22 protein-coding genes are annotated in these 26,758 nt (G+C 65.4%); 8 read left to right on the forward strand and 14 right to left on the reverse strand.

Annotated elements, in window-relative coordinates; genetic code table 11:
• The first annotated feature begins 59 nt into the window (after nucleotides 1-59).
• From DMP07_RS03665 to DMP07_RS03675, 3 genes are all read left to right on the forward strand, one after another.
• Entirely contained in the window at nucleotides 60-1,478 is a 1,419-nt protein-coding gene (locus DMP07_RS03665) for an alanine/glycine:cation symporter family protein (RefSeq protein ID WP_123197791.1), read from the forward strand.
• Nucleotides 1,479-1,710: 232 nt separating this feature from the next.
• Nucleotides 1,711-2,799 carry a putative NPN-dependent ornithine cyclodeaminase gene (locus tag DMP07_RS03670; RefSeq protein ID WP_123197792.1) on the forward strand — a complete coding sequence of 363 codons (1,089 nt, stop codon included), beginning with the start codon at nucleotides 1,711-1,713 and terminating at the stop codon, nucleotides 2,797-2,799.
• Between the two features lie 215 nt (nucleotides 2,800-3,014).
• The gene (locus DMP07_RS03675) at nucleotides 3,015-4,262 is read left to right on the forward strand and encodes an L-lactate MFS transporter (protein ID WP_123197793.1); all 1,248 of its coding nucleotides are present in this window, start codon (nucleotides 3,015-3,017) and stop codon (nucleotides 4,260-4,262) included.
• 334 nt (nucleotides 4,263-4,596) lie between these two features.
• Here the strand turns inward: DMP07_RS03675 and DMP07_RS03685 are convergent, their stop codons facing one another.
• From DMP07_RS03685 to DMP07_RS03715, 8 genes are all read right to left on the reverse strand, one after another.
• Nucleotides 4,597-5,511 (reverse strand): serine O-acetyltransferase, encoded by a 915-nt coding sequence (locus DMP07_RS03685; protein ID WP_123197795.1) that lies wholly within the window; start codon nucleotides 5,509-5,511, stop codon nucleotides 4,597-4,599.
• 132 nt (nucleotides 5,512-5,643) lie between these two features.
• Nucleotides 5,644-6,444: a TatD family hydrolase gene (locus DMP07_RS08750; protein WP_161957012.1), complete on the reverse strand. Its 801-nt coding sequence runs from the start codon at nucleotides 6,442-6,444 to the stop codon at nucleotides 5,644-5,646.
• Between the two features lie 49 nt (nucleotides 6,445-6,493).
• Nucleotides 6,494-7,564 (reverse strand): hypothetical protein, encoded by a 1,071-nt coding sequence (locus DMP07_RS08755; RefSeq protein WP_161957013.1) that lies wholly within the window; start codon nucleotides 7,562-7,564, stop codon nucleotides 6,494-6,496.
• A 141-nt stretch (nucleotides 7,565-7,705) separates the two neighbouring features.
• Nucleotides 7,706-8,374 carry a GTP pyrophosphokinase gene (locus DMP07_RS03695; protein ID WP_244594840.1) on the reverse strand — a complete coding sequence of 223 codons (669 nt, stop codon included), beginning with the start codon at nucleotides 8,372-8,374 and terminating at the stop codon, nucleotides 7,706-7,708.
• Nucleotides 8,375-8,487: 113 nt separating this feature from the next.
• Nucleotides 8,488-10,548 (reverse strand): YgiQ family radical SAM protein, encoded by a 2,061-nt coding sequence (locus DMP07_RS03700; protein WP_123197797.1) that lies wholly within the window; start codon nucleotides 10,546-10,548, stop codon nucleotides 8,488-8,490.
• Nucleotides 10,549-10,614: 66 nt separating this feature from the next.
• Complete coding sequence (locus DMP07_RS03705; RefSeq protein ID WP_123197798.1) at nucleotides 10,615-11,391, reverse strand: tRNA threonylcarbamoyladenosine dehydratase; 777 nt, start codon at nucleotides 11,389-11,391, stop codon at nucleotides 10,615-10,617.
• A 287-nt stretch (nucleotides 11,392-11,678) separates the two neighbouring features.
• Complete coding sequence (locus DMP07_RS03710) at nucleotides 11,679-12,308, reverse strand: hypothetical protein (protein ID WP_148039637.1); 630 nt, start codon at nucleotides 12,306-12,308, stop codon at nucleotides 11,679-11,681.
• A gap of 146 nt (nucleotides 12,309-12,454) precedes the next feature.
• Nucleotides 12,455-12,886, reverse strand: a complete 432-nt coding sequence (locus DMP07_RS03715; protein ID WP_123197800.1) for an arginine repressor — start codon at nucleotides 12,884-12,886, stop codon at nucleotides 12,455-12,457.
• Between the two features lie 269 nt (nucleotides 12,887-13,155).
• Here DMP07_RS03715 and DMP07_RS03720 point away from each other — a divergent pair, with 269 nt between their 5' ends.
• Nucleotides 13,156-14,439, forward strand: coding sequence for a glutamate-cysteine ligase family protein (locus DMP07_RS03720; RefSeq protein ID WP_123197801.1), 1,284 nt, complete (start codon nucleotides 13,156-13,158; stop codon nucleotides 14,437-14,439).
• Between the two features lie 149 nt (nucleotides 14,440-14,588).
• On the opposite strand, the gene pheT is transcribed toward DMP07_RS03720, so the two are convergent.
• Together pheT and pheS are read right to left on the reverse strand one after the other, a co-directional pair.
• Complete coding sequence (pheT, locus tag DMP07_RS03725) at nucleotides 14,589-17,021, reverse strand: phenylalanine--tRNA ligase subunit beta (RefSeq protein WP_123197802.1); 2,433 nt, start codon at nucleotides 17,019-17,021, stop codon at nucleotides 14,589-14,591.
• A gap of 23 nt (nucleotides 17,022-17,044) precedes the next feature.
• A complete protein-coding gene (gene pheS / locus DMP07_RS03730) occupies nucleotides 17,045-18,127 on the reverse strand; it encodes a phenylalanine--tRNA ligase subunit alpha (protein WP_123197803.1) in 1,083 nt (360 codons plus the stop codon).
• Nucleotides 18,128-18,805: 678 nt separating this feature from the next.
• Here pheS and DMP07_RS08890 point away from each other — a divergent pair.
• Nucleotides 18,806-19,438: a hypothetical protein gene (locus DMP07_RS08890; protein WP_211324499.1), complete on the forward strand. Its 633-nt coding sequence runs from the start codon at nucleotides 18,806-18,808 to the stop codon at nucleotides 19,436-19,438.
• 33 nt (nucleotides 19,439-19,471) lie between these two features.
• Nucleotides 19,472-20,059: an NUDIX hydrolase gene (locus DMP07_RS03740; RefSeq protein ID WP_123197804.1), complete on the forward strand. Its 588-nt coding sequence runs from the start codon at nucleotides 19,472-19,474 to the stop codon at nucleotides 20,057-20,059.
• A 257-nt stretch (nucleotides 20,060-20,316) separates the two neighbouring features.
• Here the strand turns inward: DMP07_RS03740 and rpmE are convergent, their stop codons facing one another.
• The gene (gene rpmE, locus DMP07_RS03745) at nucleotides 20,317-20,751 is read right to left on the reverse strand and encodes a 50S ribosomal protein L31 (RefSeq protein WP_123197805.1); all 435 of its coding nucleotides are present in this window, start codon (nucleotides 20,749-20,751) and stop codon (nucleotides 20,317-20,319) included.
• A gap of 275 nt (nucleotides 20,752-21,026) precedes the next feature.
• Here rpmE and DMP07_RS03750 point away from each other — a divergent pair, with 275 nt between their 5' ends.
• On the forward strand, nucleotides 21,027-21,245 hold the full coding sequence (locus DMP07_RS03750; RefSeq protein WP_123197806.1) for a phosphopantetheine-binding protein: 219 nt from the start codon (nucleotides 21,027-21,029) through the stop codon (nucleotides 21,243-21,245).
• Nucleotides 21,246-21,414: 169 nt separating this feature from the next.
• The gene (locus DMP07_RS03755) at nucleotides 21,415-22,587 is read left to right on the forward strand and encodes an NAD(P)-dependent malic enzyme (RefSeq protein ID WP_123197807.1); all 1,173 of its coding nucleotides are present in this window, start codon (nucleotides 21,415-21,417) and stop codon (nucleotides 22,585-22,587) included.
• A 95-nt stretch (nucleotides 22,588-22,682) separates the two neighbouring features.
• On the opposite strand, the gene mscL is transcribed toward DMP07_RS03755, so the two are convergent.
• The 3 genes from mscL to fsa form a co-directional block, all read right to left on the reverse strand.
• Nucleotides 22,683-23,108 carry a large conductance mechanosensitive channel protein MscL gene (gene mscL / locus DMP07_RS03760; protein ID WP_123197808.1) on the reverse strand — a complete coding sequence of 142 codons (426 nt, stop codon included), beginning with the start codon at nucleotides 23,106-23,108 and terminating at the stop codon, nucleotides 22,683-22,685.
• Between the two features lie 275 nt (nucleotides 23,109-23,383).
• A complete protein-coding gene (gene rho / locus DMP07_RS03765) occupies nucleotides 23,384-25,804 on the reverse strand; it encodes a transcription termination factor Rho (RefSeq protein WP_244594841.1) in 2,421 nt (806 codons plus the stop codon).
• Nucleotides 25,801-26,481: a fructose-6-phosphate aldolase gene (gene fsa, locus DMP07_RS03770; protein WP_123197809.1), complete on the reverse strand. Its 681-nt coding sequence runs from the start codon at nucleotides 26,479-26,481 to the stop codon at nucleotides 25,801-25,803. Before fsa ends, rho begins: the two co-directional genes overlap by 4 nt.
• Nucleotides 26,482-26,758: the final 277 nt, after the last annotated feature.

The raw sequence follows: 26,758 nt of genomic DNA on the forward strand, positions 1-26,758 counted from the left end.
GACAGTCGGCGGATTCATTCGCTCCCCAGAGGCTTCTCGATGTGCCCTGAGGAGGTAACGTGGAAGCCGCACTGCTTACATTCGTCCAAACCGTCAATTCGTATCTTTCGAATTACGTGCTGATTATTCTGCTTATCGGCACGGGTCTTTTCTTCACCATCAAAACCCGATTCGTACAGGTTCGCTGTTTCGGCGAAGGCCTGAAGGGTGTCTTCGGCAATTTCTCGCTCAACGGCGGCAAGCACAAAAGCGGCATGAGCTCGTTCCAGGCGCTCGCCACCGCAATCGCCGCGCAGGTCGGCACCGGCAACATCGTGGGCGCATGCGGCGCCATCCTGATCGGCGGCCCGGGCGCCATCTTCTGGATGTGGGTCATCGCCTTCCTTGGCATGGCCACCAACTACGCCGAGGCCGTCCTTGCCCAGAAAACCCGCCGCGTCGACGCCGACGGCACCGTCCACGGCGGCCCGGTCTATTACATCAGAACCGCGTTCAAGGGCAAGTTCGGCAAGTTCCTCGCAGGATTTTTCGCCATCGCCATCGTGCTCGCGCTCGGCATCATGGGCTGCATGGTGCAGTCCAATTCGATCGCATCCACCTGCAACACCGCGTTCGGCATTCCCACCTGGATCATGGGCCTGATCATCGTGATCGCCGGCGGCTTCATCTTCCTGGGCGGCGTGAGCCGCATCGCCTCCGTCACCGAAAAGATGGTCCCGATCATGGCGGTCATCTATCTGATCGGCGGCATCGGCGTGCTCATCGTGAACGCATCCGAGGTTCCCGCGGCCTTCGCCCTGATCTTCGAATGCGCCTTCAACCCGCAGGCATCCGTGGGCGGCGTCACCTTCGGCCTGATCGCGGCCCTGTCTCAGGGCGCCAAGCGCGGCCTGTTCTCCAACGAGGCCGGCATGGGCTCCACCCCGCACGCACACGCCATGGCCAACGTGAAGAACCCGCACGAGCAGGGCGTCGTAGCCATCGTGGCCGTGTTCGTCGACACCTTCGTCGTGGTGACCATCACCGCTCTGACCTGCATCGTCACCCTGTACGTGGGCGACGGCCTGCTTGCCCAGGGCCTCTATGACAGCGTCGACAAGACCAACATGGCCCAGATTGCCTTCGGCAGCCTGTTCGGCACCGCGGGCGGCAACATCTTCGTCGCCGTCTGCCTGCTGTTCTTCGCCTTCTCCACGATCATCAGCTGGAACCTGTTCGCGAAGATCAACATCGAATACCTCTTCGGCAAGAAGGCCGTGCCGGTGTTCTCCTGCATCGCCCTGGTGTTCATCTTCATCGGCTCTCTGCTCGCCAACGACCTGGTCTGGGAGCTCGCCGACATGTTCAACCAGCTCATGGTTCTTCCCAACGCCATCGCGCTCATCGCGCTCGGCGGCGCCGTGAGCATGTGCGCCAAGACGCGCGGCCAGAAGATGGAATTCGCCGACAAGAAGGCCGAATCCGCCGACGCGGAATAACGCTGTCGCATCGAATACCGCGCCTTGCGAACCGGCTCCTTCGGGGGCCGGTTTTTTCTGCGGCAACGACGGCGCAACGGCCCTTCCCGCATGCGAAACGCCGCAAGGCGCTTCTGTTAGAATCAGCAGCGAAACACCGCCGCACCGCGGCGACCGAACGACGATGCGACGCCCGTCTCGAAGGCCCGCCGACGAAGCGGGCGTCGCAGCGCACACCTGGAGGCGAACGCCTATGAGCTTCACGCTGAAACCCTACACTCCGCCCGATTTCGAGCAGGCGCGCTTCGTCGACGCGCCGAACGCCGTGCTGATGCCCGCGCCCAAAGACACCGTGGCGCCCGAAGGCTACCACGCCCTGAGCATCTATCCCGAATATTTCAAAATCGACGGCCGTTGGCTTCTGGCCGAAGACAGCCGCATGGATTGCGTGGCGGTCTACGAGGACGGGCGCATCTTCGTGCGCGAGTTCCGCTTCATCAAGCAGGGCGACGCCATCGTGTGCGGGCGCACCGAGAACGCCGAAGAGGGCATCTACGTGCATACCGACGGCTTCGACGAACCCGACCGCGCAAAAGAGAGCTTCGCCTTCCGCTTGGGCCGCAGCCGCGAGACGGCCTTTTCGCGCGATTACGACGAACTCTACGAACTGCTGAAATACGAACGCGACCACGGATACGTGGTGTGGGTCATGGGACCGGCATTTTCGTTCAACGGCTTCTCACGCACGGCGTTCTCGAAGATCATCGAAGCGGGTTACGTCGACGCGGTGTTCGCCGGCAACGCGCTGGCTACGCATGACCTGGAAGGCGCCTATCTGCATACCGCGCTCGGCCAGGATATCGATACCCAGGAAAACAGCCCGGGCGGCCACTACCACCACCTCGACACCATCAATCGCGTGAAATACCACGGCTCGATCGCGAAGTTCATCGAGGAAGAAAACGTACATGACGGCATCATGTACAGCCTCGAGAAAAGCCACGTACCTTACGTGCTGGCGGGATCGATTCGCGATGACGGCCCGCTGCCGCCCGTCATCGGCAACGCCTATGAGGCGCAAAACGCCATGCGCGACCACATCCGCAAGGCCACCACGGTGATTTGCATGGCAACCATGCTGCACACCATCGCCACCGGCAACATGACGCCGTCGTATCGCGTGCTGCCCGACGGCACAGTGCGTCAGGTGTATTTCTACTGCGTGGATATCGCCGAATTCGCCGTGAACAAGCTCACCGACCGCGGGTCGCTCTCGTCGCGCGGCATCGTGACGAACGTGCAGGACTTCATCGCCAACGTCGCCAAGGGCCTCGGCCTGTAGCGCGGCGCGAACAAGACGGTGCAGACGGATGCCTCGCCCATCGCGGCGGGGCATCCGCGTTTCAAGGCGAACGACGCGTCATGCGGGCGAACGGAGCCGCAACGGCGCGGCGCGGCGCCTTCTCTTGACAAAATCCATGGTCATCTGCCGATAATGGAGCGGACCGCGCCGAGCCGAGGGAACGGGCCGGCGACAGGCGACGAAAGGGGTGTGCGATGTCTGCCAATCGCATGGTGAAAGAGGGTCGCGGCGTCAACCGATGGGTCGTGCTCGCGGCGGCGGGAACGCTCAACGCGCTGGTCGGTTCGATCTACGTCTGGAGCATCATCAGCGTCGCGCTGACCTCCGAGCACGGATGGGCCGCCCCCGAAGTCGCATTCGCCTATTCTTTCTACATCGTATGCGAGTGCTTCGCGGGCTTTTTCGCAGGCTATCTGCAGACGCGAGCCAACCCTCGCCTGCTCATGATGGGCGGCGGCCTCTGCCTTGCAACCGGCTGGTTTTTGGCGGGCTTCGCCGACCAGGTGTTTTCGCTGTATCTGACGTTCAGCCTGCTCGGCGGCGTCGGCAGCGGCTTCATCTACAACGTGTCGGTGGCCACGGCCACCGCGTGGTTCCCCGACAAGCGCGGCCTGGCCAACGGCGTGTGCGTCGGATGCCTGGGCCTGTCCCCCATCCTGTTCGCGCCGCTGGGCACCTTCCTAATCGGCTCGTTCGGGCCCGCTATGACGTTTCATATGCTGGGCGCAGGCTTCGCCGTGGCCGCCGTGGTGGCGGCGAGCTTCATCCGCAAGGCCCCCGAGCAGGTCGCCGAGGCCGAAGCCGATACGCCCAAGGCTGCAAACAGCCTGACCATGAACCAGATGCTGCGCCAGCCGAGCGCCTGGTTCATGTGGCTGCTGTTCGCCGTGTGCGCCAGCGCCGGCATGATGGTCACGGGGCATGCCGCCGGCATCGGCGCCGAGCTGGCAGGGCTCACCGCCGCGCAAAGCGCCGCGCAGGTGGGCATCCTGGCCCTGGCCAATTTCAGCGGACGCCTTGTATTCGGCATGCTTTCCGACCGCCTGGGCCGCTACGCCGTGCTGGTGCTGTGCATGGTCGGCACCGCCGCCACCATGGCGCTTTTCCTGGGCCGGGCCGACAGCTTTATCGCGGTCACCGTGGCGTTCTGCGTCATCGGCGCCACCTTCGGCGGCATCATGTCGGTCATGCCGGCGCTGACCGCCGACCTGTTCGGCATCGAGCATTTCGGACAGAACTACGCGTTCATGTTCTCGGGCTATACCTGCGCATCGGTCATCGGCCCCATGCTCGGCGCGGGCGTGCTCGCCGCCACGGGCAGCTACCTGGCGGCATTCCCTGCCGCAGGCGCGCTGACCTGCGTGGGTATCGTGTTCGCCGCAGCCATCGCCGCATCGGCCAAGCGAATGCGTCGCCCGCAGGCGGAAAAAGCGCGATCGTAGCGCGAAATCGCGACTGCGAGCGATCCACGGCCGAAGACGCCGAATGGAGCGTGCCGTCCGCGCGAAACGCAGCAGGCGGTATTCGTTGCAGCATCCGCGTTTCCCCGGCGCGGCAAGCGCGTTCGCAGAACGATCGCAGCGACCAGAAAGCGAAGCGCCGCACATGCCAGCGCGAGAAAGCCGGCGAAAGGCTTCGCGAAGCCTTTCCTTTCGTCGAGACGCCTGTTTGCAAGCGCCACGAAAACGCAGCCGATGCCTCCGTACGTACGAAGAGCCCGGACGCCATGCCCAGGCCCTTCTTCTCTCATCGATTTTCGAAAGATACGCGTCTTGCTTAGAGTTCCCAGCTCGCCGGGCTCTTACGCGGCTGACGCACGTTGATTTCGACGCCCTTCACGCTGACGCGCGAATTGGCGGGAATGGATTCGGTCACGAATGCGCCGCCCGCAATCACCGTGCCCTCGCCGACCACCGTCTCGCCGCCGAGAACGCTCGCGTTGGAATAGATCGTCACGTTGTCCTCGATGGTAGGATGGCGCTTAACGCCCGAAAGCTGCTGGCCCGCACGCGTGGACAGAGCGCCCAGCGTGACGCCCTGGTAGATCTTCACGTGATCGCCGATCGTGGTGGTTTCGCCGATCACGACGCCGGTGGCGTGGTCGATGAAGAAGTACTCGCCGATCGTGGCGCCCGAGTTGATGTCGACGCCGGTGCGGCCGTGCGCGTACTCGGTCATGATGCGCGGGATCAGCGGCACCTTCTGCACGTACAGCTCGTGCGCGATGCGGTAGACGAACACCGCGAAGAAGCCCGGATACGAGAAGATGATTTCTTCCTTGCTCTGGGCGGCCGGATCGCCGTCGAAGGCGGCCTGCACGTCTTTGAGCAGAACCCTATGCAGCTCGGGAAGCTTCGTCAGAAACGTGGAGCACACCTCTTCGACGCGCGCGTCGATCGCGGCCGCATCCATGGTGTCGCCGTCGCGGAACAGCAGGGCCTCGCGCAGCTCGCGGCGCAGCGAGTCCTCGATGCGGATCAGGGTTTCTCCGATGAAATAGCGCGGGTCCGAACCCGTCGGGGTTTCGTCGCCGAAGTAGCGGGGAAACATCAGGTGGCGCAGGTCGGCCAGAATGCCGATGATCGCATCGCGGTTCGGGAAATGACGATCGGGGTCGGTGAAAAAGATTTCAGGCGACGCGTAGTTGCTCGCGAAGCCGTCGACGATGGAATCAAGGTTTTCGTTGAACATAGAGCCCTCTTTCGGCCGCCGCGGGGCATCCGTCGCCCCGGCATCTTGCATGCGCCTATCCTAGCAGCACACCCGCCGCGACACGTCGGGAAATGCCGCAGACGGGCGCAGCTTTCGAAACGGGCGAAAGGCTCAGACGCCGTCTATGCCCAGAATGCGCGCGCTCGTGGCGCACAGCGCATCCCGAAGCGCCGCAGGGTCGGCGCCGCGCGCTTCGGCGAGCGCCGAAAGCGAGCGTTCGAGCGCTTCGGCCCACGCATCCGCGGAAAACGGGTCGCCTTCGTGCGAAGGCATGTCGGTTTCGAGCAGCAGCCTGTCGGCGGGAACGGCGCGCACGTAGGCGCGGCCCCGCTTCGTCGCCAGCATGCGCGGCCCTACAGAGAAGAGAAAGCCCGCCTCCACGGCGCGGTGCAGCTGGTCCGACGTGCCCGCGAACGAGTGCAGCACGAGGACGCGCCCGCCCGCGCTCGCAGGGCGTTCGAAGCGCGAGCGGGCCGTGGCGCCGCGCCGCTCGAAGGCATCGGCAACCTCGTCGACCGCACGAACCGCATGGATCGACACGATGCCGCAGGGAAACGCAGGACCCTCGCCGACAAGGGCGTCCGCGACCCGGTCGAACGCACGCATCTGCGCCTCGCGCGTCTCCAAGCGGCGCGGCGAGAAATCAAGTCCCACCTCCCCGACGAACGCGCAGGCGGGAATGCGCACGACGGCCGCATCGACCTGCGCGGCGAAATCGGACGAAGACGCCTGCCACGGATGAAGTCCCAGGCCCACGCGCACATGAGGCAGGTCCGCGAACGCCGCGCGCGCCCGCTCGAAACCACGCGGATCGACCGTCGCCGAAAACGCCGCCGCGCGCCCCGCCATCGAACGCGCGATAGCGGGGCCTGCATCGGAGAAATCAAGATGGCAGTGCATGTCGTAGAGCATGGGAGTCCTTTTTCGAATACGCGTGCGCACGGCGCGCGGAAAGCGTCCGCTACAGAAACACGACGCTTGCGGCAGGCCCGCCCGTCGACGAATCGGCCTGGCCCGACGAACCCGACGAAGCGCCCGGAGGAGGCGTCTGCCCCGACGGCGCCGAACCCGACGCATCGGATGAGCCGCCCGATGCGGAGCCCGAACCCGAAGACGAGCCCTGCCCCGACGGCGCCGAACCCTGCAAGCCGGACGAACCGGCGTCGCCCTGGCCAGGCTTCGGGGACACGGCTCCGCTCTCCGACGGAGCCGAGCCGCTCTGCTGGCCATCCGGCGAGGTTGTCTGGGAACCCTGCGCATCGGACGAACCGCCCTGCGCCGACTCCTCGTTCGAGGCGGAAGCCTGCGGTGCAGCGCCTCCCTGGTCAGACGAACCGTTCGCGCCAGAAGCCTCGCCGCCTTGAGCGGGCTCGACGGCATCCTTCGCAGGAGCGCTCAGAAGCGTCGAGGGCACGATCGGCTCAGGCTTGGCGCCCATACCCTGGCCGTCCGTCGCCAACTCGATCACCACGGCGCTCAGCGCAATCGCCAGCAGTGCGCTCAAGGCCGCCACGATCACCGCGTTGCGCTGAATCTTCGCCTTGCGGGCACGGGCGGCGCGCGAACGGGCGCGGGCCGCCTCGGCATAGGAATCGGATTTCTCGGCGCGCGCCGATGCGGGGCCTCCCTGGACGCCTGCCGATGCGTCGTCCGAAACGGCAGCGGGAATCGCGATGGTTTCGGCGGCCGAAACATCCGCGATCGCCATCGTGGGCGCGCCGCTCACGGCATCGTCGGCCTGGGCGGCGCGACGCGACGGCGGGGCGAACGGCCCGTGATCGGGCGCCATGTCTTTAAGCTTTTCGGCCGAAGCCGAAAGAAATTTCTTGTACACCTGCGAAGCGACCGCCGACACGATCGAGCCCACGGCCACGCCGATCACCGAACCGGCGATGCCGATGCGGGAGGCCAGAAGCATCGAGGTGACGGCCGCCAGAGCGCCCGCGAGAAGCTGGGCGATGGATATGTCGTCGAACAGGCTTCGCCAAAACGACGTTTCGACCTTTTCGACCGCTTTCGTTCCTTCAACCATGCACCCTCCTTTCGACATCGCTTTCGCAATGACGATACGCGCCGCACGGACGCGGCGGAAGCGGCGCAGGACGCTTTCACGCAAACGTCACCTGCGCGTTACAGGATGTGCGCATTCGCTCCACGGACGCGGCGCAGGAAGTCAGCGCTCGTCGTCCATCGCGTGCGCGAGAATCTGCATGCGCTTCTCGACGTCTTCGATCACGCGGCTGCAATCGCGCAGCTCGTCGAAGGAATCGATGCCCCTGACCGCGTCGACCGCCTTGTATTTCAGGCCGTGCTCGAGGCTGGCCCAGAAATCCATGGCGATGGTGCGGATCTGCACCTCGACGGGCACGAGCTCCTTCTTGTCCATGAAATACACCGGCATGCGCACGATGGCATGCAGGCTGCGGTATCCGTTGGGCTTGGGGTTGGCGATGTAGTCTTTCACCGTGACGATTTCCAGGTCGTCCTGATGCTCGAGCAGCTCGAGCAAGCCGTAGGCGTCGTCGATGTAAGAGCAGATCACGCGCACGCCCGCCACGTCGGTGAGATAGCGCTCCATGTTGGCCAGCGTGGGTTCGTGGCCGCGGCGGCGCAGCTTCTCGACGATGCTCGACGGGCTTTTCACGCGCGACTCGATGTGGTGGATCGGATTGCGGTTCTTCTTCAGGCTGAGGTCTTTATCCAAGACCTCGAAACGGACCTCCATCTGGCGCATGGCCGCCTGATACTTTTGGAGCGTCTCCCTGACCAGCATCACGTCGGCGGCGCGCTCGTCCGCGGCTTTCTCCACGGCATTGGGCTGCACGATGACCTCAGAACTCATAGGTCGGGTCCTTCCTCGGTATGAAACGGCGGAAACGCCGTCCTTATCCATGATAGGCGCACATAGGCCGAAATGCAGCGATGCGTTGCCGAACCGGCATCGGCACGCCGGCGCTATCGACGCGACGAGCCCTTCTTCGAACGCGCAGGCGACCCGCCCGCCGCCCCCTCGGGACGACGGCGGCTCCGTTTGGGCCCGCGGTCGTCGCGGGTATCGCGCGAATCGGTACCGGCCTTCCGGGAACGCGGTTTGCCGTCGCGCGCATCCGCCCGTTCGCTGCGCGGGCGCTGCTTGGCATCGCGCGCGCCGGAGCGGCTCTGTGCGCCCTGCTTGCCGCCGCGCTTGTCGCCCTGTCCGCCCGCCTGCTTGCCGCCGCCCTTGCGCGGGCGCACCAGGCAATGCTCGTCGAAGCCGATCAGGTCCTCGCGGCCCGCCTTGCGCAACGCCTCGACCACCAGGTCGTAGTTCTTCGGGTCGCGGTACTGGATCAGCGCGCGCTGCAGGGCCTTCTCATGCGTGCTCTTCGGCGTGTAGACCGGCTTCATCGTGCGCGGGTCGACGCCCGTATAGTACATGCACGTCGAAATGGTGGACGGCGTGGGATAGAAGTCCTGGATCTGCTCGGGCATATAACCCAGATCGCGGCAGTATTCGGCCAGCTCGACCGCCTCTTTGAGCGTGGAACCCGGGTGCGACGACATGAGATAGGGCACCAGGTACTGCTTCTTGCCCAGGTCGGCGTTCACGCGGGCATAGCGCTTGCGGAAGCGCTCGTAGACCTCGTTGCGCGGCTTGCCCATCACCGAAAGAACGGCGTCGGACACGTGCTCGGGCGCCACTTTGAGCTGGCCGCTCACGTGATGCTCGCACAGTTCGCGGATGAACGTGTCATCGGGATCGGCCAGCGCGTAGTCGAAACGCACGCCCGAGCGGATGAACACCTTTTTCACGCCGGGCAGCGCGCGCAGGCTGCGCAGCACGCCCAGATAGTCCTCGTGATCAACCTCGAGCTTCTTGCAGGGCTCGGGGAACAGGCAGCTTTTATGCGGGCAGGCGCCGTGCGACATCTGCTTTCGGCACGCGGGCGCGCGAAAGTTCGCCGTCGGACCGCCCACGTCGTGGATATATCCCTTGAAATCGGGGTCGTCGGCGAACAGCTTCGCCTCTTCGACCAGCGACTCCTTGCTGCGCGACTGCACGATGCGCCCCTGATGGAAGGTGAGCGCGCAAAACGAGCATTCCCCGAAACAGCCGCGGCTGCTGGCCAGGCTGAACTTCACCTCGGTGATGGCGGGCACGCCGCCTTCGGCCTCGTACATGGGATGGTAGGTGCGCGCATACGGCAGACGATAGACCGCGTCGAGCTCGCCGCGCGAAAGCGGCTTGGACGGCGGGTTCTGTACCACGTACACGCCGTGGGGATACTCCTCTACCAGACGCTTGCCGGTGAACGGGTCGGAATTGCGGTACTGCACGCCGAAGCTTTCGGCATAGGCGAGTTTGTCCTGCTGCATGCGCTCGAACGAAGGCAGCGTCACGGCGTCGTAGACGTAGTCGAGCGAACGCGTCTTGTACACGGTGCCGTCGATGAACGTGATGTCCTCGATCGAAAGGCCGCTCGCCAGCGCGTCGGCGATCTCCACGATCGAGCGCTCCCCCATGCCGTAGGACACGATATCGGCGCCCGAATCCAGCAGGATCGAGCGCTTGAGCTTGTCGGACCAGTAATCATAGTGGGCCAGGCGGCGCAGGCTCGCCTCGATGCCGCCCACGATGATCGGCGTGTTCTTGTACGACCGGCGAATGAGGTTGCCGTACACCGCCGCGGCGTGATTGGGCCTCATGCCCGCTTTGCCGCCCGGCGAATAGGCGTCGGAGCGGCGCGGCTTCTTCGACGACGTGTAATGGTTCACCATCGAGTCCATATTGCCCGCGGATACGAGAAAGCCCAGGCGGGGTTCGCCGAACACCGAGATGCTTTCGGGGTCTTTCCAATCGGGCTGGGCGATCACGCCCACCTTGTAGCCGTTCGCCTCGAGCACGCGCGTGATGATGGCCGCGCCGAACGACGGGTGGTCGACATAGGCATCTCCCGACACGTAGACGAAATCGACCTGGTCCCAGCCGCGCTCGCGCGCCTCTTCCATGGTGACGGGAAGGAATTCCGCGTTCATTTCACGTCCTTTCGCAAGAAGGAGAACAGACAAGGCGTCGCGCTTCGGCGAGGCGGCGCGGGCGGGCTATTCGATGCCCACGATGGATTTGATCACGTCGCCCGCGATCATCTGGCCCATGATCGGCGGCATGAACGAGAACGTGCCCAGCTCGGTGCGCTCCCTGCGCAGCGCGCCTTCCGCCGCGGCCACGGCGATGGGCTGCTCGGCCGAATACAGCACGCGCATATGCTCGATGCCGCGCTTGCGCGCCTGCTTGCGCACCGCGCGGCACAAGGGGCACGTCCGCGTGTCATAGATGTCGGCGAAGCGGAGCTCTTCGGGATAGCGCTTATTCGCCGCGCCCATGCTGCCCACGTAGGCGATGCCCTTCTGCTGCGCATAGGCGGCCAGTGCGAGCTTGGTGGTCACGGTATCGAGCGCGTCCACGATGTAGTCGACCGAATCGTCGATGAATTCGCCGACGCGGTCCTCGGTGACGAAGGCGTCGTGGGCCGTCACGCGGGCATGAGGGGAAATGTCGCGCACCATGGCGGCCATGACCTCGGCCTTCCTACGGCCGATCGTGCTGTAGAACGCGAGCGCCTGGCGGTTGATGTTGCTTTCCTCCACCTCGTCGCGATCGATCAGCACGAGCGAGCCCACGCCCGCGCGGGCCAAAGCCTCCGCGCAGCTCGACCCCACGCCGCCCAGGCCGAACACCGCCACCGTGGCATTCTCCAGGCGCTCGACGCCTTCGGCCCCGACCACGCGGGCGGTGCGGCTCGTGCGCGCATCCCCCGCCTCGGACGTACGCTGCCCGGCGCCTGCCGCGCATTCGTCTTGACGCAGATCGACCTGCATGCCGATACCCTCCTTGAAAGCATGCCGCACCGGGACGCATGGGCCGAAGCGAAATCGACGAAACCCCGACAATGGCATTTCTTTACGATGTATAGATATAAATTCCTCGCACGGATGCCGGCCACACGCTCAAGCGAGCCGCGTCAAAGGGCCGTACCAGGTCGATGCATCATAGCGTAGGCGGCGCCGCACACGGCGGCGCATTCGCCCGTCGGCGCAAAAGCGCACGAAAAAGCCCGGCGTGAGCCGGGCTTCAAGATGCGGTGGATGAAAGGCCGCAGGCAGAATTACTCCTGGGGCTGCTCTTCGGCAGGCTGCTCGCCCTGAGCCTCGGAGGCTTCGTCTTTGGCGGGAGCTTCGCCGCCTGCGAGTTCGGCCACCATAGAGTCGGCCTTGGCCAGATGCGCCATGCCGCTATCGTAGCGGGCCTGGATATTCGCCACCTGGGACGCGAACGTCTCGGTATCGACGGTCGGCGCGGGAGCCTGGTTCCTGCTCGAAGTCTGCGTGCTGCCCTTGCTTGCCGCGGCGGCGTCGGCGGAGCTCTGAAGCGCCGCATAAGCCTCGATGTATTCGGACAGGGCGGCGGTCAGGTCGTTCACGCCGGCCTTGTATTCCTCGTGCACCTGGGCCAGCGGCTCGGGGGCGGTCATCTCGGAGATCTTCTCGAGCTTTTTGGCCGCGTCGGACGCCGACAGGCGCATGGCGGCAAGATCGCCCTCGGAAACCGCCGCGTTGAACGACGAAAGCGAATCGGCCGCTTCGGCGCTGATGGTGTTGACGGAGGCCATGTATTCGCGGTTCAACTGGGCGGGCGACTTCTGCTGGCCGTCGCCGCCGCAGGACGCGAGGACGAAGCTCAACAGGACGGCCGCGGCCGCGCAGGCGAAAACGCGAGACATTCGTTTCATAGACATATGCATCGGAACCCTTTCATAGTGCCGTGAAACCGCACTATACCAAAAAGAAGGCGGCGCCCCGAGGCGCCGCCGGTATTTCCACACGAGGTTGACGAGCCGTTACATCGAAAAATATACGGCGCGGACCTCGGACGGACACGCAGCTACTGATGGTCCTGCAGGTGACGGATGACTTCCGCCACGCCCTGGGCCTCGATCGAACTGCGGCACATGACGAAGATGGTATCGTCTCCCGCCAAGGTTCCCGCAACGCCTTTGAGCTGCGCCGCATCGAGCGCCACCGCCACGCCGCTCGCGATGCCCGAAGGCGTGCGCACGACCAGGAAGTTGTTCACGATTTCGATGCCCTCGACAAGCTCGCCGACCATGCGCTGGAGGCGCAGGTCTTCCGGAAGCACGTAGTAGCCGTCCCTCGACTTCGCCAGGCCCATGCCGGCGATGTCGCGCGACACGGTGGCCTGCGTGCAATCGTAGCCTTCGGAGCGCAGCTGCTCGACAAGGTCGCGCTGCGTCTTGATATTGCCGCGGCGGATGATTTCTCTGATCACGTCGTGGCGCACTGCTCGCTTCGTCATAATTCTCCCCTCGATTTTATGCAAAGCATTGGAATGCGAAACGAATCCAACAAGATTCATCAACGAGAAAATACAGGACGATGCATTAATTTTCAAGCAGTATTCATGCAGGCGCGCTTTATGTCATCGAATCGTAGCATATATGAATATTCATCGAAGAGTCTTCCGTCAACGGGCCGGTGACGGGTCTGTGATGCCTCTGCTCCCCGCATCGCATCGCAGCCGCGCGTGCGATACCATGAGCCGAAAAACCCGATCGAGGAGCAACCATGAACGCATCCGACATCTTTTCGGCCCGCCGCATGCCGCACGACGAACAGCCTGCCCGCGCTCGCAACAAAGCGGCCCTCGTGTCCTATTTCAAAGAAGGCGCGGTGGCCGACCCGCGTGAGATCGGCATCGAACTCGAGCATTTCCTCGTAGACGGAACAGGCGAGCCGCTCTCGTACAGCCAGCCGCACGGCGTGCGCGACGTGCTGGAAACCCTGTCCGAGCGCTACCCCGACGTCACCGTGCATGACGGCGACCTTTTAGGCGTGGCCAAGCCCTCGATGAACGTGACCATCGAACCCGCCGCCCAGCTGGAGCTTTCCGCCGGCCCCTTCGGCTCGCTCGACACGGCGCGCCGCATCTTCGACGAATTCGAGGCAGATGTCGCAGACGCGCTGCAGCCCGTCTGCGGGCGCGCGCTCGCCATCGGATACGACCCCTCGGGCCGCGCTGCAGACAAAGAGCTCATCCCCAAGGCGCGCTACGCCTATATGAACGAATACCTCTCGGCCATCTCGCCCTGGGGGCCGCGCATGATGCGCGGCAGCGCTTCAACGCAGGTGTCGATCGACTACCGCGACGAAGCGGACTGCATCGCCAAGATGCGCATCGCATCGGTGCTCACGCCGCTGTTCGCGCTGATCTGCGACAACGCGGCCGTCTTCGAAGGCGGCCCGCGCCCGCATGCCTGCATGCGCACCGAAGTGTGGAAATACTGCGACCCCGACCGCTGCAACACGGTTCCGGGCCTTTTGGACGCTCCGTTCGGCTTCGAAGACTACGCCGACTACATCTTGGACACGCCCGCGATCGTACGCATGGACGAGCACGGCGAAGCGCATTACGATTCCAGACCCTTCGGCGAAATCCACGCCGAAACCCCCATGACGCGCGCCGACGTGGAACATGCCCTTTCTATGGTGTTCCCCGACGTGCGACTGAAATCCTACGTCGAGATCCGCCCCGCCGACTCCATGCCCGTGCCCTACGCGATCGCTTACGCGGCGCTGATCAAGGGCCTGTTCTATGACGACGAAAACCTCGCGGCGCTCGAAGAGGCCTGCATGCAAATCGGCGTCAGAGACGTCTGGCGCGCCAAGGAGGCGGTCATGCGCTACGGCTATCGCGCCCATGTGTACGGACGCGAAGCGGCCCTGATCGCCGACGAGCTGTTCGACATGGCGCGCAAAGGCCTCGCCGCGATCGCGCCGCACGAGAAAGCCCTCCTCGATCCGTTGGCCGCGCTCGTCGCCGCACGCGCCACGCTAGCCGACATCTCCTAGCACCGAAACGCGTCGGGCAGCCGAAGCCGGCGCGCCGAAAAGCCTCCCTTTTACGCACGAAAGCCCCGACGGCGCCGGCCATCGGGGCTTTTCTCATGCGACCGTTACGCCCGAGCGGCAGGCTCGGGCGTAACGAATGCAGCCATTTCCTAACCGCGCACCTCGGCCCCCGTAGCCGCGCAGGTCTTCTTGACCAAACGCTCGTGGGCCTTGTCGACCTCGTCGCTGGTCAACGTGCGGTCGGCCGCGCGATACGTCAGCGAATAGGCCATGGACTTCTTGCCGGCGCCCACGCGCTCTTCGTCGCGATAGACGTCGAACAGGCGCACGTCTTCCAGCAGCTTGCCGCCGGCGGAGCTCATGCACTGCATCAGCTTCTCATGCGTCACGGACTCGTCCACTACGAACGCGGCATCGCGCTCGACCGCAGGGAATTGCGGCACATCCACGTAATCGCGGGCGGGACGGCAAGCGCGCTCGAGAGCGGCCATATCGAGCTCGAAGGCGACGACCGGCGCCGCCGCATCGAAGGCGGCCGCGGCGAGCGGATGGACCTCGCCGACCCAGCCGATCACGTCGCCGCCGGAAAGCATCTGGGCGGCGCGGCCGGGCTGCAGATGCGGAGCCTCGTCGGCGGAAAGGGCCTTGAAGCGCACCTTGGGCAGCGCCAGTTCGCGCGCGATGGATTCGAGCACGCCCTTGCCGTCGAAGAAATCGAACGCGGCGGGAGCGTTGTTCCAGGCCGCGTCGCCCATGGCGCCGGCCAGAACGCCCGCGAGCTTGCGGCGCTCCTTGGGCTTCTGGGAACCCTCGTGCGCGAAGAACACCGTGCCCATCTCGTAGAGCTGGATGTTGCTCACGCCGCGGCTCTGGTTGTACGCCACGCTGCGCAGCAGGCCGGGCACGATCGTGCGGCGCATGCAGGACTGGTCGGCGTTCATCGGATTGATCAGCTCGGCGGCCTCGCCCAGGCCCTCTTCGCTCATGCGCAGCTTCGCGACGTCGTCGGCGGCGGCGAACGAATAGGTCATGGTCTCGTTCATGCCGCATGCCGACAGGGCGGCATGCAGCTTGGCGTCGACGGCCTGGCGCTGCGTACGCACTCCCAGACGGCCGCGGCCGGCGGGAAGCGTCGAGGGAATGCGGTCCATGCCATACAGGCGCAGCACCTCTTCGTACAGATCGATCTCACGCTCGAGGTCGGGGCGGAACGTCGGAGCCTCGATCGCGAGCACGCCCTCGGCCTGCTCGGAGACGCCGCAGCCCAGGCGCGTCAGGCAGTCGACGATGAAGTCGGCCGGGATGTCGGCGCCCATCATCTTCTGGAAGCGGTCGATGCGGAACGCCAATGCGCGCGAATCGTCGCTTTCACCGGGCCACACGTCCACGAGGCCCTCGCACACCGTGCCGCCCGCGACCTCGGCGATCAGGCTCGCCGCGTAATCGGCGCGCGCATCGATGCCGTTGTCGTCGACGCGGCGCTCGTAGCGCAGCGAAGACTCGCTGATCAGGCCCAGATTGCGGCTCGTGCGGCTCGTGCGGCCCGATTCGAACGCGGCCGTCTCGAGCAGGACGTTCACCGTAGCGTCGGTGACCTCGGAATCGAGGCCGCCCATGACGCCCGCGAGCGCCACCGCGCGCTTCGGCGTGGCGATGACGGTCATGTCGGACGTGAGCTCGCGTTCTTCGCCGTCGAGCGTGACGAACTTCTCGCCATCCTGCGCGGCGCGCACCAGGATGCGGGCCTTGCCGTCTTCTAGGTCGAGCGTATCGAAGTCGAACGTGTGCAGCGGCTGGCCCAACTCGAAGAGCACGTAGTTGGTCACGTCCACGATATTGTTCACGGAACGCTGGCCGATGGCGGTCAGGCGCTCGACGAGCCACTCGGGACTCGGGCCCACCTTGACGTCCTTGATCAGACGCGCGGTGTAGCGCAGGCAGCGCTCGGCTTCGACGATTTCGACGCTCACCGCGTCGGCCGTCTTATCGCCCGTCTCTTCCAGCTCGGCGGTCGGCTCGCACCAATCGCGGCCGTACATGGCGCCCACCTCGCGCGCGAAGCCCACCATGGACAGGCAGTCCGGACGGTTGGGCGTGATTTCCAGGTCGAGCACCGTGTCGGTGAGGCCCAGGTAGTCGGCGATCGGCGTGCCCACGACGGCATCCTCAGGCAGGACCCAGATGCCTTCGTGCTCGGTGCCGAGACCCAGCTCGCGCTTGGAGCAGCACATGCCGCAGCTCACCACGCCGCGCAGCTTGGATTTCTTGATCTTGAAATCGCCCGGCAGCACCGCGCCCACGGTGGCCACGGGAACCTTGATGCCCTGGGCGATGTTGGGGGCGCCGCACACGATTTGGATGGGCTCTTCGCCGCCCACGTTCACCGTGACCACATGCATGTGGTCGCTATCGGGGTGGTCTTCGCACGTCTCGACATGGCCCACGACCACGCCGTCGAACGCGGCGCCGAGCGTTTCGACGCCCTCGACGCCCGTGCCCGTCAGATCCAGGCGGTCGCAGAATTCCTTGATGTCACCGGGCACGTCCACGTAGTCGGACAGCCACTTCAGAGAAACCTTCATATCGTGATCTTTCCCTTCGAAACCTAGAACTGACGCAGGAAGCGCATATCGCCTTCGAGAAGCATGCGCAGGTCAGGCACGTTGTATTTCAGGCAGGCGATGCGCTCGACGCCCATGCCGAACGCGAAGCCGGAATACTTTTCGGGATCGATGCCCACGAAACCGTAGACGTTGGGGTCGACCATGCCGCAGCCCAAGATCTCGAGCCAGCCGGTGCCTTTGCACATGCGGCAGCGCTCGCCGTTGTGCAGATGGCCCGTGCCGCCGCACACGCCGCAGCTGACGTCGGCTTCGGCGGAAGGCTCGGTGAACGGGAAGTAATGCGCGCGGAAACGCGTCTTGCGGTCTTCGCCGAACATCTGCTTGCAGAAGTACTCGAGCGTGCCCTTCAGGTCGCCGAAGGTGATGCCCTCGTCGACGACCAGGCCTTCCACCTGGTGGAACTGCGGAAGGTGGCTGGGGTCGGCCACGTCGCGGCGATACACCTTGCCCGGCGCGATGATATAGATCGGCGGTTTCTGGTCTTCCATGGTGTGCACCTGCACGCCCGACGTCTGGGTGCGCAGCAAGACCTTCGACTCGCCGCGAACCGCCGCATGGTCGCCCGAGCGGTCGACCATGTAGAAGGTGTCCTGCATGCCGCGGGACGGGTGGTCTTCAGGAGCGTTGAGCGCCTGGAAGTTGTAATAGTCGGTCTCGACCTCGGGGCCCTGGGCCACCGAATAGCCCATGCCCAAGAAGATGTCGGAGATTTCATCGATGATGCCGCTGATCAGATGGCGCGTGCCCATCTGCTGCACGCGGCCGGGAAGCGTGACGTCCACGGCCTCGGCGTCCATCTTGGCCAGAAGCTCGGCCTGCGAGAGCTCGGCCTTGCGGGCCTCGAGCGCCGTCTCGACGGCATTGCGCACCTCGTTGGCGGTCTTGCCCACCGTGGCGCGATCCTCGGGAGCGAGCTGTCCCATGCCGCGCAGATAGCCCGTCAGCGTGCCCTTCTTGCCCAGCACGCCGACGCGCACGCTCTCGAGCGCGGCCGTGTCGCCGGCCTGCGCGATCTGCTCGAGCGTCGCGGCCTTCAAATCGATAAGTTCGTCGATTATCGCCATGTCACCTTCGCCTTTCCTTCGAACGGGCCCTTGCCCGGGGTTCACGTGCCTTGCTGCCGGCGTAAAACCCCGACAACGAAAAAAGCCTTCTTCCATCCCGGCGCATCCGTGATGCGCATCCAAGGACGAAAGAAGGCTTTCGCGGTACCACCTTGGTTGACGGCCGCGCGACGCGATCGATTCCGCGCACGACGCGCCTCGGTCGGACGCATCGAAACGCTATCGGTTCCGCGTGCGGGCTGCCGCCCACTCGTTCGCTCTGTGACGGGAGCACCCGGCAACGCCTACTGAGCATCCGTGCCGCCGCGCGACACCGGCGGCGCATGCCGCGCGATGCCGCAAGACCGCGCACCCCGCGTTCAGCCTTGCTGCTCGGAAGGGAATCGGTGAGCGCTTCGCCGGGCTCTTCCAGCCTAGGAGCCCTTCTCTGACGGCTTCGCCTGCGCACCGCTGTCTTCGTCGACGCATTTCGTATCGAGAAACGATACAAGGCGGGATTATATCGCAAGTGCCCGCGCGCCATGAAGCGAATCAAGCACTCGCGCGCGTCCTGCACCGAAAAAGCGCGGCGGACGGGATGAAAGAAACGCACCGGCAAAGAAACGCCGCCTGCAGCGCGCGGCATTGTATGATGCCGAATAGACGCCATACGAACCGATGCATCCACGGAGGACCGACATGCAGCAGCCCATCGACCCCACGAACCCGCAGCCCGAGCCGGCGCAGCCCGTGACGCCGCAAGCGCAATCCGAACCGGCGCAGCCCGCGCCGCAGACGCCCCTGACGCAAGCCGCGCCTTCTTCGCCGCAGCCGGCTGCGCAGCCTGCGCCGCAGCCCAAGGCCGCGCAGCCCGCGCCCGCCGCCTACGAGCCGGCGCAGCCCGCATGCCCGGCACAGCCCGTGCCGCAGCAGACGACGTGGCAGCAGCCGTATTCGCCTGCGCAAGAGATTCCCTATGCCCCGGCGCCGCAGGACCCGTACCAGGCCTCCCGGCAGCCCTATCAGCAGCAGCCGTATCAACAGCCCCACCAGCAGCCGCCGTATCCGCAGCAGGCCGCCTTCGCCGCGTCCTACCCGATGAGCGACTACGACCGCACGCTGCGCATGATCGCCTTCATCCTGAACATGGTTTCGTTGGCGGTGTCGGCCATCCTGATCGTTCCGCTGGCGTGGATGATCCCCATGTGCATCACGTCGTGGCGCATCTACAAGGGCACCAGGCCCAACACCGTCGCCTTCGGCGTATGCACGCTCATCTTCTTGTCGCTGTTCGGCGGCATCCTGCTGCTTCTTTCCAAAAAAGACCGCTAAGCCGGACGGCCCGCACGCCGCAAGGAGGACGCCATGGGAATCCACGAAGACATCGCGGCCTACACGCCGTTCAACGAGCAGGAGGCGGCGGACAAGCGCACGATGCTCGCCGCGCTCGAACACGACCCCTTCTGCTTCGACCGCCGGTCGCAGGCGCATTTCACCTGCTCGGTCTGGACCGTCGACGAAGCCATGGAACAGACGCTTTTCGTCTACCATGACATCTACGATTCGTGGTCGTGGGTCGGCGGGCACGCCGACGGCGAACGCGACCTGGCGGTCGTAGCCCTGCGCGAACTCGAAGAGGAGACGGGCGTGGCCGGCGCACGCCTTGCGCTCTGCGAAGAAAGCGGCATCCTTTCGCTGGAAACGCTCACCGTGGACGGCCACGAGAAGCGCGGCGCCTATGTGAGCTCGCACCTGCATCTCAACGTGACCTATCTGGCCGTGGCCGACCCGCGCGAGCCGCTGCGCTGCGCGCCCGGGGAAAACAGCGCCGTGGCCTGGATGCCGATGCAGGAGGCGATCGCGCGCTCCACCGAGCCCTGGATCCGCGAGCGCATCTACCGCAAGATCGCGGCGAAGCTCGACGCCCTGCGACGAAACGGGCGGCTGCCGTAAGCCGCCCCGTGCGGCGCAGGCGTAGCCCCAGGCCGTCGACGAAGTTGGTCGCGGCGCGGCCGTAAGCCGGCCCATCGGCGCAGGCGTAGCCTGGGATGAGTTTCGGATGCCCGCGAACTGCAGGCAGCGAACGGCCCTGCGCGACACGCTTTTTCGAAACCCGACCCGCCTCCCCCCGCCGGCGCGCGACGAGTCCCCGAAACGCAAAAAGCCCGCCTCTTGCGAGACGGGCTTTGCTTTACGCGGTGTATGCGCCGTTATTCGGCAGCATTCTCCTCGGCGGGAGCCTCAGCGGCCTCCTCGGCAGGAGCGGCAGCCTCTTCGGCAGCAGCCTTAGCGGCAGCGGCCTCGGCCTTCTTGGCGTACTCGGCGGCACGGGCGGCCTTCTCGGCAGCCTTGGCCTCGCGCTCGGCCTTCTTCTTGGCCTCGAGCTCGGCAGCGGCAGCAGCCTTGGCAGCCTTCTTGGCGGCCTCGCGCTCGGCGACGGCAGCGGAAGCGGAACCGAACTTGTCAGCGAAGCGCTGGACGCGTCCGCCGGTGTCGATCAGCTTCTGGGTGCCGGTGAAGAACGGATGGCACGCGTTGCAGATGTCGATCTTCAGCTCGGGCTTGGTGGAGCGGGTAACGAAGGTGTTACCGCAGGTGCACTTGACGGTGCAATCCATGTATTCGGGATGGATACCCTGCTTCATGTTGGTTTCTCCTTTTCAGGCGCCTTGGTTTCCGACCAAGACTAGACAGCCTTGGCATCTTATCACACAAGGTCGCGCCGATGGAAGGATCGTTTATGGAGATTCGCCGATCGCGCAGCATTCATGCAGGCGGCGCGGCGCGGCGCACGCCGTCGCCCAAATGGACTAGAATACCGATATCGACGAGGGCCTGCGCCGACGCGGGCGCTCGTATCGCAGGCGCCCCATCCGCATGCGGGCGAAACGCGCTTCGCGCGACCGACGAAAGGACGGCCATGGCCACCATCGATACCATCAAAGACATCCTGAACGAAAAGCTCGACATCGACCCTGCCGACGTGACGGGCGAGTCAACCTTCGAATCCCTCAACGTCGACTCCCTCGACATGGTCGAGCTGGTATGCGAGCTCGAGGACCGCTGCGACATCGATTTCGGCGAGCCCGAGGGCCTTTCCACCATCGACGAGCTCGTCGCCTACGTCGACAGCCTCTAGACCGAACGAACCCCGAAACGCCCGCCGATGCGCGGGCGTTTCGTATGCCCGGACGCCTGCGCACGCGAGCGCCGGGGCGATCACGACAGACGCGGATGCGCGCCCAGCGCCGCGCCGATCCGACGAACCGACGCGCATGAGGCCCCGCCCCATGCCAGAAAGGCACCCCATGGATATCAAGCAACACGCGCTCGAAGCGCACGAGAACTGGCACGGCAAGATCGAAGTGGTCAGCCGCGCCTCCATCGAAAACGCCGCCGACCTCGCCGTGGCCTACACCCCGGGCGTCGCGGAGCCGTGCCTTGCCATCGCCGACGACGTCGACCTTTCCTACACCTACACGCGACGCGGCAACCTGGTGGCCGTGGTCACCGACGGAAGCGCCGTGCTCGGCCTGGGCAACATCGGCCCCGAAGCCGGCATGCCGGTCATGGAGGGCAAGTGCGCCCTGTTCAAGGAGTTCGCCGACGTGGACGCGTTCCCCCTTTGCGTACGCACGCAGGACGTCGACGAAATCGTACGCACCGTTTCGCTTCTCGCCGGCAGCTTCGGCGGCATCAACCTCGAAGACATCGCCGCGCCGCGCTGCTTCGAAATCGAGGCGAAGCTCAAGGAATGCTGCGATATCCCGGTGTTTCACGACGACCAGCACGGCACCGCCGTGGTCACCAGCGCCGCGCTGATCAACGCCTGCAAGCTCGCCGGCCGCTCCTTCGAAGACACCCGCGTGGTGTTCTCGGGCGCGGGCGCTGCAGGCATCTCGATCGCGAAGCTCTTGCTGCGCCTGGGCGTGCGCGACATCGTGATGTGCGACATCGACGGCATCCTGTGCGAAGGCGACCCGTCGCTTAACGCCGCGCATGCCGATATCGCCGCGCTCACCAACCCGCGCCGCCTGACCGGCACCCTTTCCGACGCGCTCGAGGGCGCGGACGCCTTCATCGGCGTCTCTGCGCCGCGCGTCATGTCGCAGGACATGGTGCGCCTCATGGCCGACGATCCGATTGTCTTCGCCATGGCCAACCCCGTGCCCGAAATCATGCCCGACGAGGCGATCGCCGCGGGCGCGGCCGTAGCCGCCACCGGCCGCTCGGACTTCCCCAACCAGATCAACAACGTGCTGGCCTTCCCCGGCATCTTCCGCGGCGCGCTCGACGTGCGCGCCCGCGATATCGACGACGACATGATGGTGGCCGCCGCCCATGCCATCGCCGACCTGGTGGACGACGAGCATCGCCGCGCCGACTACATCATCCCCGACGCGTTCGACCGCCGCGTCGTGCCCGCCGTGGCGCAGGCCGTGGCCGAAGCCGCGCGCAACGCAGGCCTCGCGCGCGCCTAACGCGAACGCGGCCGCACGCATGAAAGACGCCCACTCGAGTCGATGCTCGAGCGGGCGTCTTCGTATATACGGATGTCGGCGATGCGATACGGCTCCTAAACCCGCTGCTTCGCGGCCAGCAGATCGCGGATCTCGCGCAGGTAGTCTTCCGCAGTCGGCTCGGGCTCGACGGCTTCTTCTTCGGATTCCTTCTTGGACAGCGCCTCGGCGCGAGCGCGGGCCCCATTGGCGGCCTTCACCACGATGAACAGCACGAATCCCGTGATGAGGAACGTGATGATGGAACTAATCACGGTGCCGAACTTGAACGTCGAACCCGCGATCGTCACGTCGAGGACCGACAGCATGCCCGCAAGGTCTCCCCCGCCCGATAGAAGGCCGACCACCATGCCGATGAGCGGCGTGATCAAGCCGTCGACCATACCCGTGACGATGGCTGTGAACGCGCCGCCGATCACGACGCCGACGGCAAGGTCGAGCACGTTTCCGCGCATGATGAATTCCTTGAACTCCTTGATCACAGCGTTCTCCTTTACACCATCGGCGACCCGACGGCCGCGACCGAAACGAGACGGCGCAGGCACGCTTCCGCGCCGTCTCGCAGAGCATACCGGAGAGCACGCGCGACGTAAGAGTGCGCAGTTCGGATGCGAGCGCACACGCCGCAGCCTCGAACCCGCGAGCGGCGGGCTCGTGCGGCGGATGACGCCGAGAAACGAAAAAGCCGCCCGAAAAACCCGGGCGGCCCGTACGAACGATATCGCGAAAGCGAAGCGCCTCGGCGCCTCATACGATGCTAGAACTCGATGTTTTCCGCATCGCGGTTGCCCTGCGCCTTCTTCGCGGTACGCAGGAGAAACTCGTTGTTGTCGTTGGTCTGCTTCAAGGACTTGATCAGCATGTCCATGGCGCGTTCGGTGCTGTTCATGTTCGACAGGATGCGACGCACCGCCCAAATGAGCGGGGCCTCCTGCGGGTCGAGCAGCAGGTCTTCGCGGCGCGTGCCCGACGCCACCGGGTCGATGGCGGGGAAAACGCGACGGTCGGCCAAAGAACGGTCGAGTTTGAGCTCCATGTTACCCGTGCCCTTGAACTCCTCGAAGATGACCTCATCCATCTTCGAACCCGTCTCGATCAGGGCCGAGGCCAGGATGGTGAGGCTGCCGCCGCCCTCGATGTTACGCGCGGCGCCCAGGAAGCGCTTCGGCGGATAGAGGGCCGTGGAATCGACGCCGCCCGACAGGATTCGTCCACTGGCAGGCTGCGCGAGATTGTAGGCGCGCGCGAGGCGCGTCAGGCTATCGAGCAGCACCACGACGTCTTCGCCGCGCTCTACCAGGCGTTTTGCACGCTCGATGACCAGCTCGGACACCGCGATGTGATTCTCGGTGGGCATATCGAAAGTCGAAGCGATCACCTCGCCCTTGATGGAGCGCTGCATATCGGTGACCTCTTCGGGTCGCTCGTCGACCAGCAGGCACATCAGATGCACTTCGGGGTTGTTCGCCGTGATCGCGGCCGCGATGTCTTTGAGCACCGTGGTCTTGCCGGCCTTCGGCGGGCTGACGATCAGACCGCGCTGGCCTTTGCCGATCGGCGACACCAGGTCGATGACGCGCGCCGTGATGGTGGACTTGCCGTGCTCCATGGTCAAGCATTCGTCGGGAAACACCGGGGTCAGGTCGCCGAACTTGACGCGCGGCGCCTGCGCATCGGCGGGGTCGCCGTTGACGAAGTTCACCTGCTGCAGCGCAGCGTATTTCTCGTTCGGGCGCGCGGGGCGCGTCTGGCCCTTGACGTAGTCGCCCTTGCGAAGGCCGTTGCGGCGAATGGTGGAAAGGCCCACGTACACATCGTTTTCGCTGGGCAGGTAGCCCTTGGTGCGCAGGAAACCGTATCCGTCGGGCATAGTGTCGAGCACGCCTTCGACCTCGATGAAGCCCTCGGCGCGCACGGATGCCTCGAATACCTTCTCGACCAGCTCGGCCTTCTTCAGGCCCGTGACGTCCAGCTCGAGCTCGGCGGCCTTTTCGCGCAGCTCGGCGACCTTGAGCTTGGCGAGGTCTTCCATCGTGGTCTTGGGCACGATGGGCTCGCGGTCGTGGTTGCGGCGCTGCTTGCGATGGTCGTTGCGGTCGTTGCGATCATAACGGTCGTTGCCCTGCTTGTTCTGGCGGTCCTGGCGGCGCTCGCCGTTCTGCTTGTTCTGGCGGTCCTGGCGGCGTTCGCCGCGGTCGTTTTGCGCCTGGCGGCGTTCGCGCTGCTTGGCCTCGTAGCGGTCCTGCTTCTCGCGCCTTGCGCGCTTGGCATCGGTTGCCTCGCCCTCCTGGGCGCGATGCTCGTCGGCCTGATGCTCCTGCTCGTCGGATGCCTGCGGCTGCTCGGACACATCGGACGAATCCTTGGGCTTTTCGTCTTGGTCGACGGGCTTCGCCTTCGCGGGACGGCCGGGGCGGCGGCGTGCGGGTTTTTCGGGCGCGTCGGCCTCGGGCGCCTCGGATGCGGCGGCTGCAGGCTCGGACGCCTCGCGGGCTCCGGAAGCGCGGGCTTCTTCGGCGCGCGACGCCTCCACGGCGGCACGCAGCATGGTAGAACGGCCGGGGCGCTTGCGCACGACGGGCTTTTCTTCGGTTTGAACGGGTTTCGCAGCTTCGTGCTGCTCGGAGGCGGGCTGCTTCGCGGAATCGGCGACAGCGGCGTCGGCCTTGTCGGCAAGCTTGTCGTCGGAAACGGCCTCGGCGGCGGGCTTCGTCGTGCGGCGGCGGCGCGGATTCACGGATGCGGCGCGCTTCTTGGGCGCAGCGGCCTCGGATTCGACGGCGGGCTGCACGGGCTCGGCCAGGCGGTCGGCCTTCTCGGCCGCGGCTTCGGGGGCCTCGGCGGGCACGGCGGCCGTCTTGCGAGGGGACGCCTTCTTCGTCGTGCGAGCGGGCTTAGCCTTGGGCTTCGGCTCGGCGGCGTCGGATTCTTGAACGGCGCGACGCGTGCGGCGGCGCGGCGCGGGCTTGGCGGAAGCCTCGGCGGAGGCGGAGGCGTCGGCAGCGGCTCCCTCGGTTGCGGGAGCGGCGGTTTCGGCGGGCGCCTCGACGGGGTTCTTACGCGGACGGCCCGGACGCCTTTTCGCCGGCGCGGAATCGGCCGCCGCCGCAGGCTCCTCGAACAAAGGAGCCTGCTGCACGGCAGGGGCCTCCGGCGGTGTTATTTCGTCGGAGATCATGCGTTAGCAACCTTTTCCCAGTCCTTGAGGAACGACTCGAGGCCGCGGTCGGTCAGAGGATGCTGGACCATTTTCTTCAGCACGCCGAACGGCACGGTGGCGATGTCGGCGCCCATCAGGGCAGACTGCGTGACGTGGTTGGCGCTGCGGATGGAGGCGGCGATGATCTCGACCTGCTCGCCGTTGACCGTGTTCTCGGAGTAGTCGTAGTTGCCGATGGCGGTCACGACGTCGCCGAGCTGGGACAGGCCGTCCTCGGAAATGTCATCGAAGCGGCCGACGAACGGGGAGATGTAGCGGGCGCCGGCGCGGGCGGCCAGGATGGCCTGGGGCACGGAGAAGCACAGCGTCATGTTCACGCGGATGCCCTCGTCTGCCAGGGCGCGGCATGCGGCGAGGCCTTCGACCATCGTCGGGATCTTCACGACGACGTTCGGGGCGATCTTGGCCAGCTCGCGGCCGTCGCGGATGATCTCGTCGCGGGTCATGGCGACGCTCTCGGCGCTCACCGGACCGTCGACGATCTCGCAGATGCGGGCGATGTGATTGTGGAAATCATCGAGCTTGCCGCCGATGCGCGAGTAGAGCGTGGGGTTGGTGGTCACGCCTGCGAGGGCGCCCCAGCTTGCCGCCTCTTTGATTTCGTCCAGATCGGCGGTATCCAGAAAGAACTTCACTTTTCCTCCTTTAAACAGGAATCGCCCTCGTTCGGCCGAGAGCATATGACACATGGGAAAACGCGACGCGACGGTCGCACGAGATATCAGAATATGATGATGGGGTTCGAATGAACGAATGGGCCGATAATACCACGAAGACAGGCCCTCTGCGAACAAAATGCGCAGGACCGCGCATGTTCGCGTGCGATGAAACGCCCTGGAAAAGAAGCGGGCGGCGGCGCGCACGCCTGCGCGACGATACAAAACGAGGGGCCCCGAAGCGGAAGCCCCTCTG

Source organism: Slackia faecicanis, from assembly GCF_003725295.1.
Taxonomy (GTDB): Bacteria; Actinomycetota; Coriobacteriia; order Coriobacteriales; family Eggerthellaceae; genus Slackia; species Slackia faecicanis.

Excerpts from the sequence above, each read along its gene's own strand:
- DMP07_RS03705 (WP_123197798.1), bottom strand. The coding sequence starts at position 11,391 with ATGCAGGTCGATCTGCGTCAAGACGAATGCGCGGCAGGCGCCGGGCAG.
- pheT (WP_123197802.1), bottom strand. The coding sequence starts at position 17,021 with ATGAAGGTTTCTCTGAAGTGGCTGTCCGACTACGTGGACGTGCCCGGT.
- DMP07_RS03670 (WP_123197792.1), top strand. The coding sequence starts at position 1,711 with ATGAGCTTCACGCTGAAACCCTACACTCCGCCCGATTTCGAGCAGGCG.
- rho (WP_244594841.1), bottom strand. The coding sequence starts at position 25,804 with ATGATCTCCGACGAAATAACACCGCCGGAGGCCCCTGCCGTGCAGCAG.
- DMP07_RS08890 (WP_211324499.1), top strand. The coding sequence starts at position 18,806 with ATGCAGCAGCCCATCGACCCCACGAACCCGCAGCCCGAGCCGGCGCAG.
- DMP07_RS03750 (WP_123197806.1), top strand. The coding sequence starts at position 21,027 with ATGGCCACCATCGATACCATCAAAGACATCCTGAACGAAAAGCTCGAC.
- rpmE (WP_123197805.1), bottom strand. The coding sequence starts at position 20,751 with ATGAAGCAGGGTATCCATCCCGAATACATGGATTGCACCGTCAAGTGC.
- DMP07_RS03685 (WP_123197795.1), bottom strand. The coding sequence starts at position 5,511 with ATGTTCAACGAAAACCTTGATTCCATCGTCGACGGCTTCGCGAGCAAC.
- pheS (WP_123197803.1), bottom strand. The coding sequence starts at position 18,127 with ATGGCGATAATCGACGAACTTATCGATTTGAAGGCCGCGACGCTCGAG.
- DMP07_RS03695 (WP_244594840.1), bottom strand. The coding sequence starts at position 8,374 with ATGAGTTCTGAGGTCATCGTGCAGCCCAATGCCGTGGAGAAAGCCGCG.
- DMP07_RS03675 (WP_123197793.1), top strand. The coding sequence starts at position 3,015 with ATGTCTGCCAATCGCATGGTGAAAGAGGGTCGCGGCGTCAACCGATGG.
- DMP07_RS03715 (WP_123197800.1), bottom strand. The coding sequence starts at position 12,886 with ATGACGAAGCGAGCAGTGCGCCACGACGTGATCAGAGAAATCATCCGC.
- DMP07_RS03710 (WP_148039637.1), bottom strand. The coding sequence starts at position 12,308 with ATGTCTATGAAACGAATGTCTCGCGTTTTCGCCTGCGCGGCCGCGGCC.
- DMP07_RS03740 (WP_123197804.1), top strand. The coding sequence starts at position 19,472 with ATGGGAATCCACGAAGACATCGCGGCCTACACGCCGTTCAACGAGCAG.
- DMP07_RS08755 (WP_161957013.1), bottom strand. The coding sequence starts at position 7,564 with ATGGTTGAAGGAACGAAAGCGGTCGAAAAGGTCGAAACGTCGTTTTGG.
- DMP07_RS03700 (WP_123197797.1), bottom strand. The coding sequence starts at position 10,548 with ATGAACGCGGAATTCCTTCCCGTCACCATGGAAGAGGCGCGCGAGCGC.
- DMP07_RS03720 (WP_123197801.1), top strand. The coding sequence starts at position 13,156 with ATGAACGCATCCGACATCTTTTCGGCCCGCCGCATGCCGCACGACGAA.
- DMP07_RS03755 (WP_123197807.1), top strand. The coding sequence starts at position 21,415 with ATGGATATCAAGCAACACGCGCTCGAAGCGCACGAGAACTGGCACGGC.
- DMP07_RS08750 (WP_161957012.1), bottom strand. The coding sequence starts at position 6,444 with ATGCTCTACGACATGCACTGCCATCTTGATTTCTCCGATGCAGGCCCC.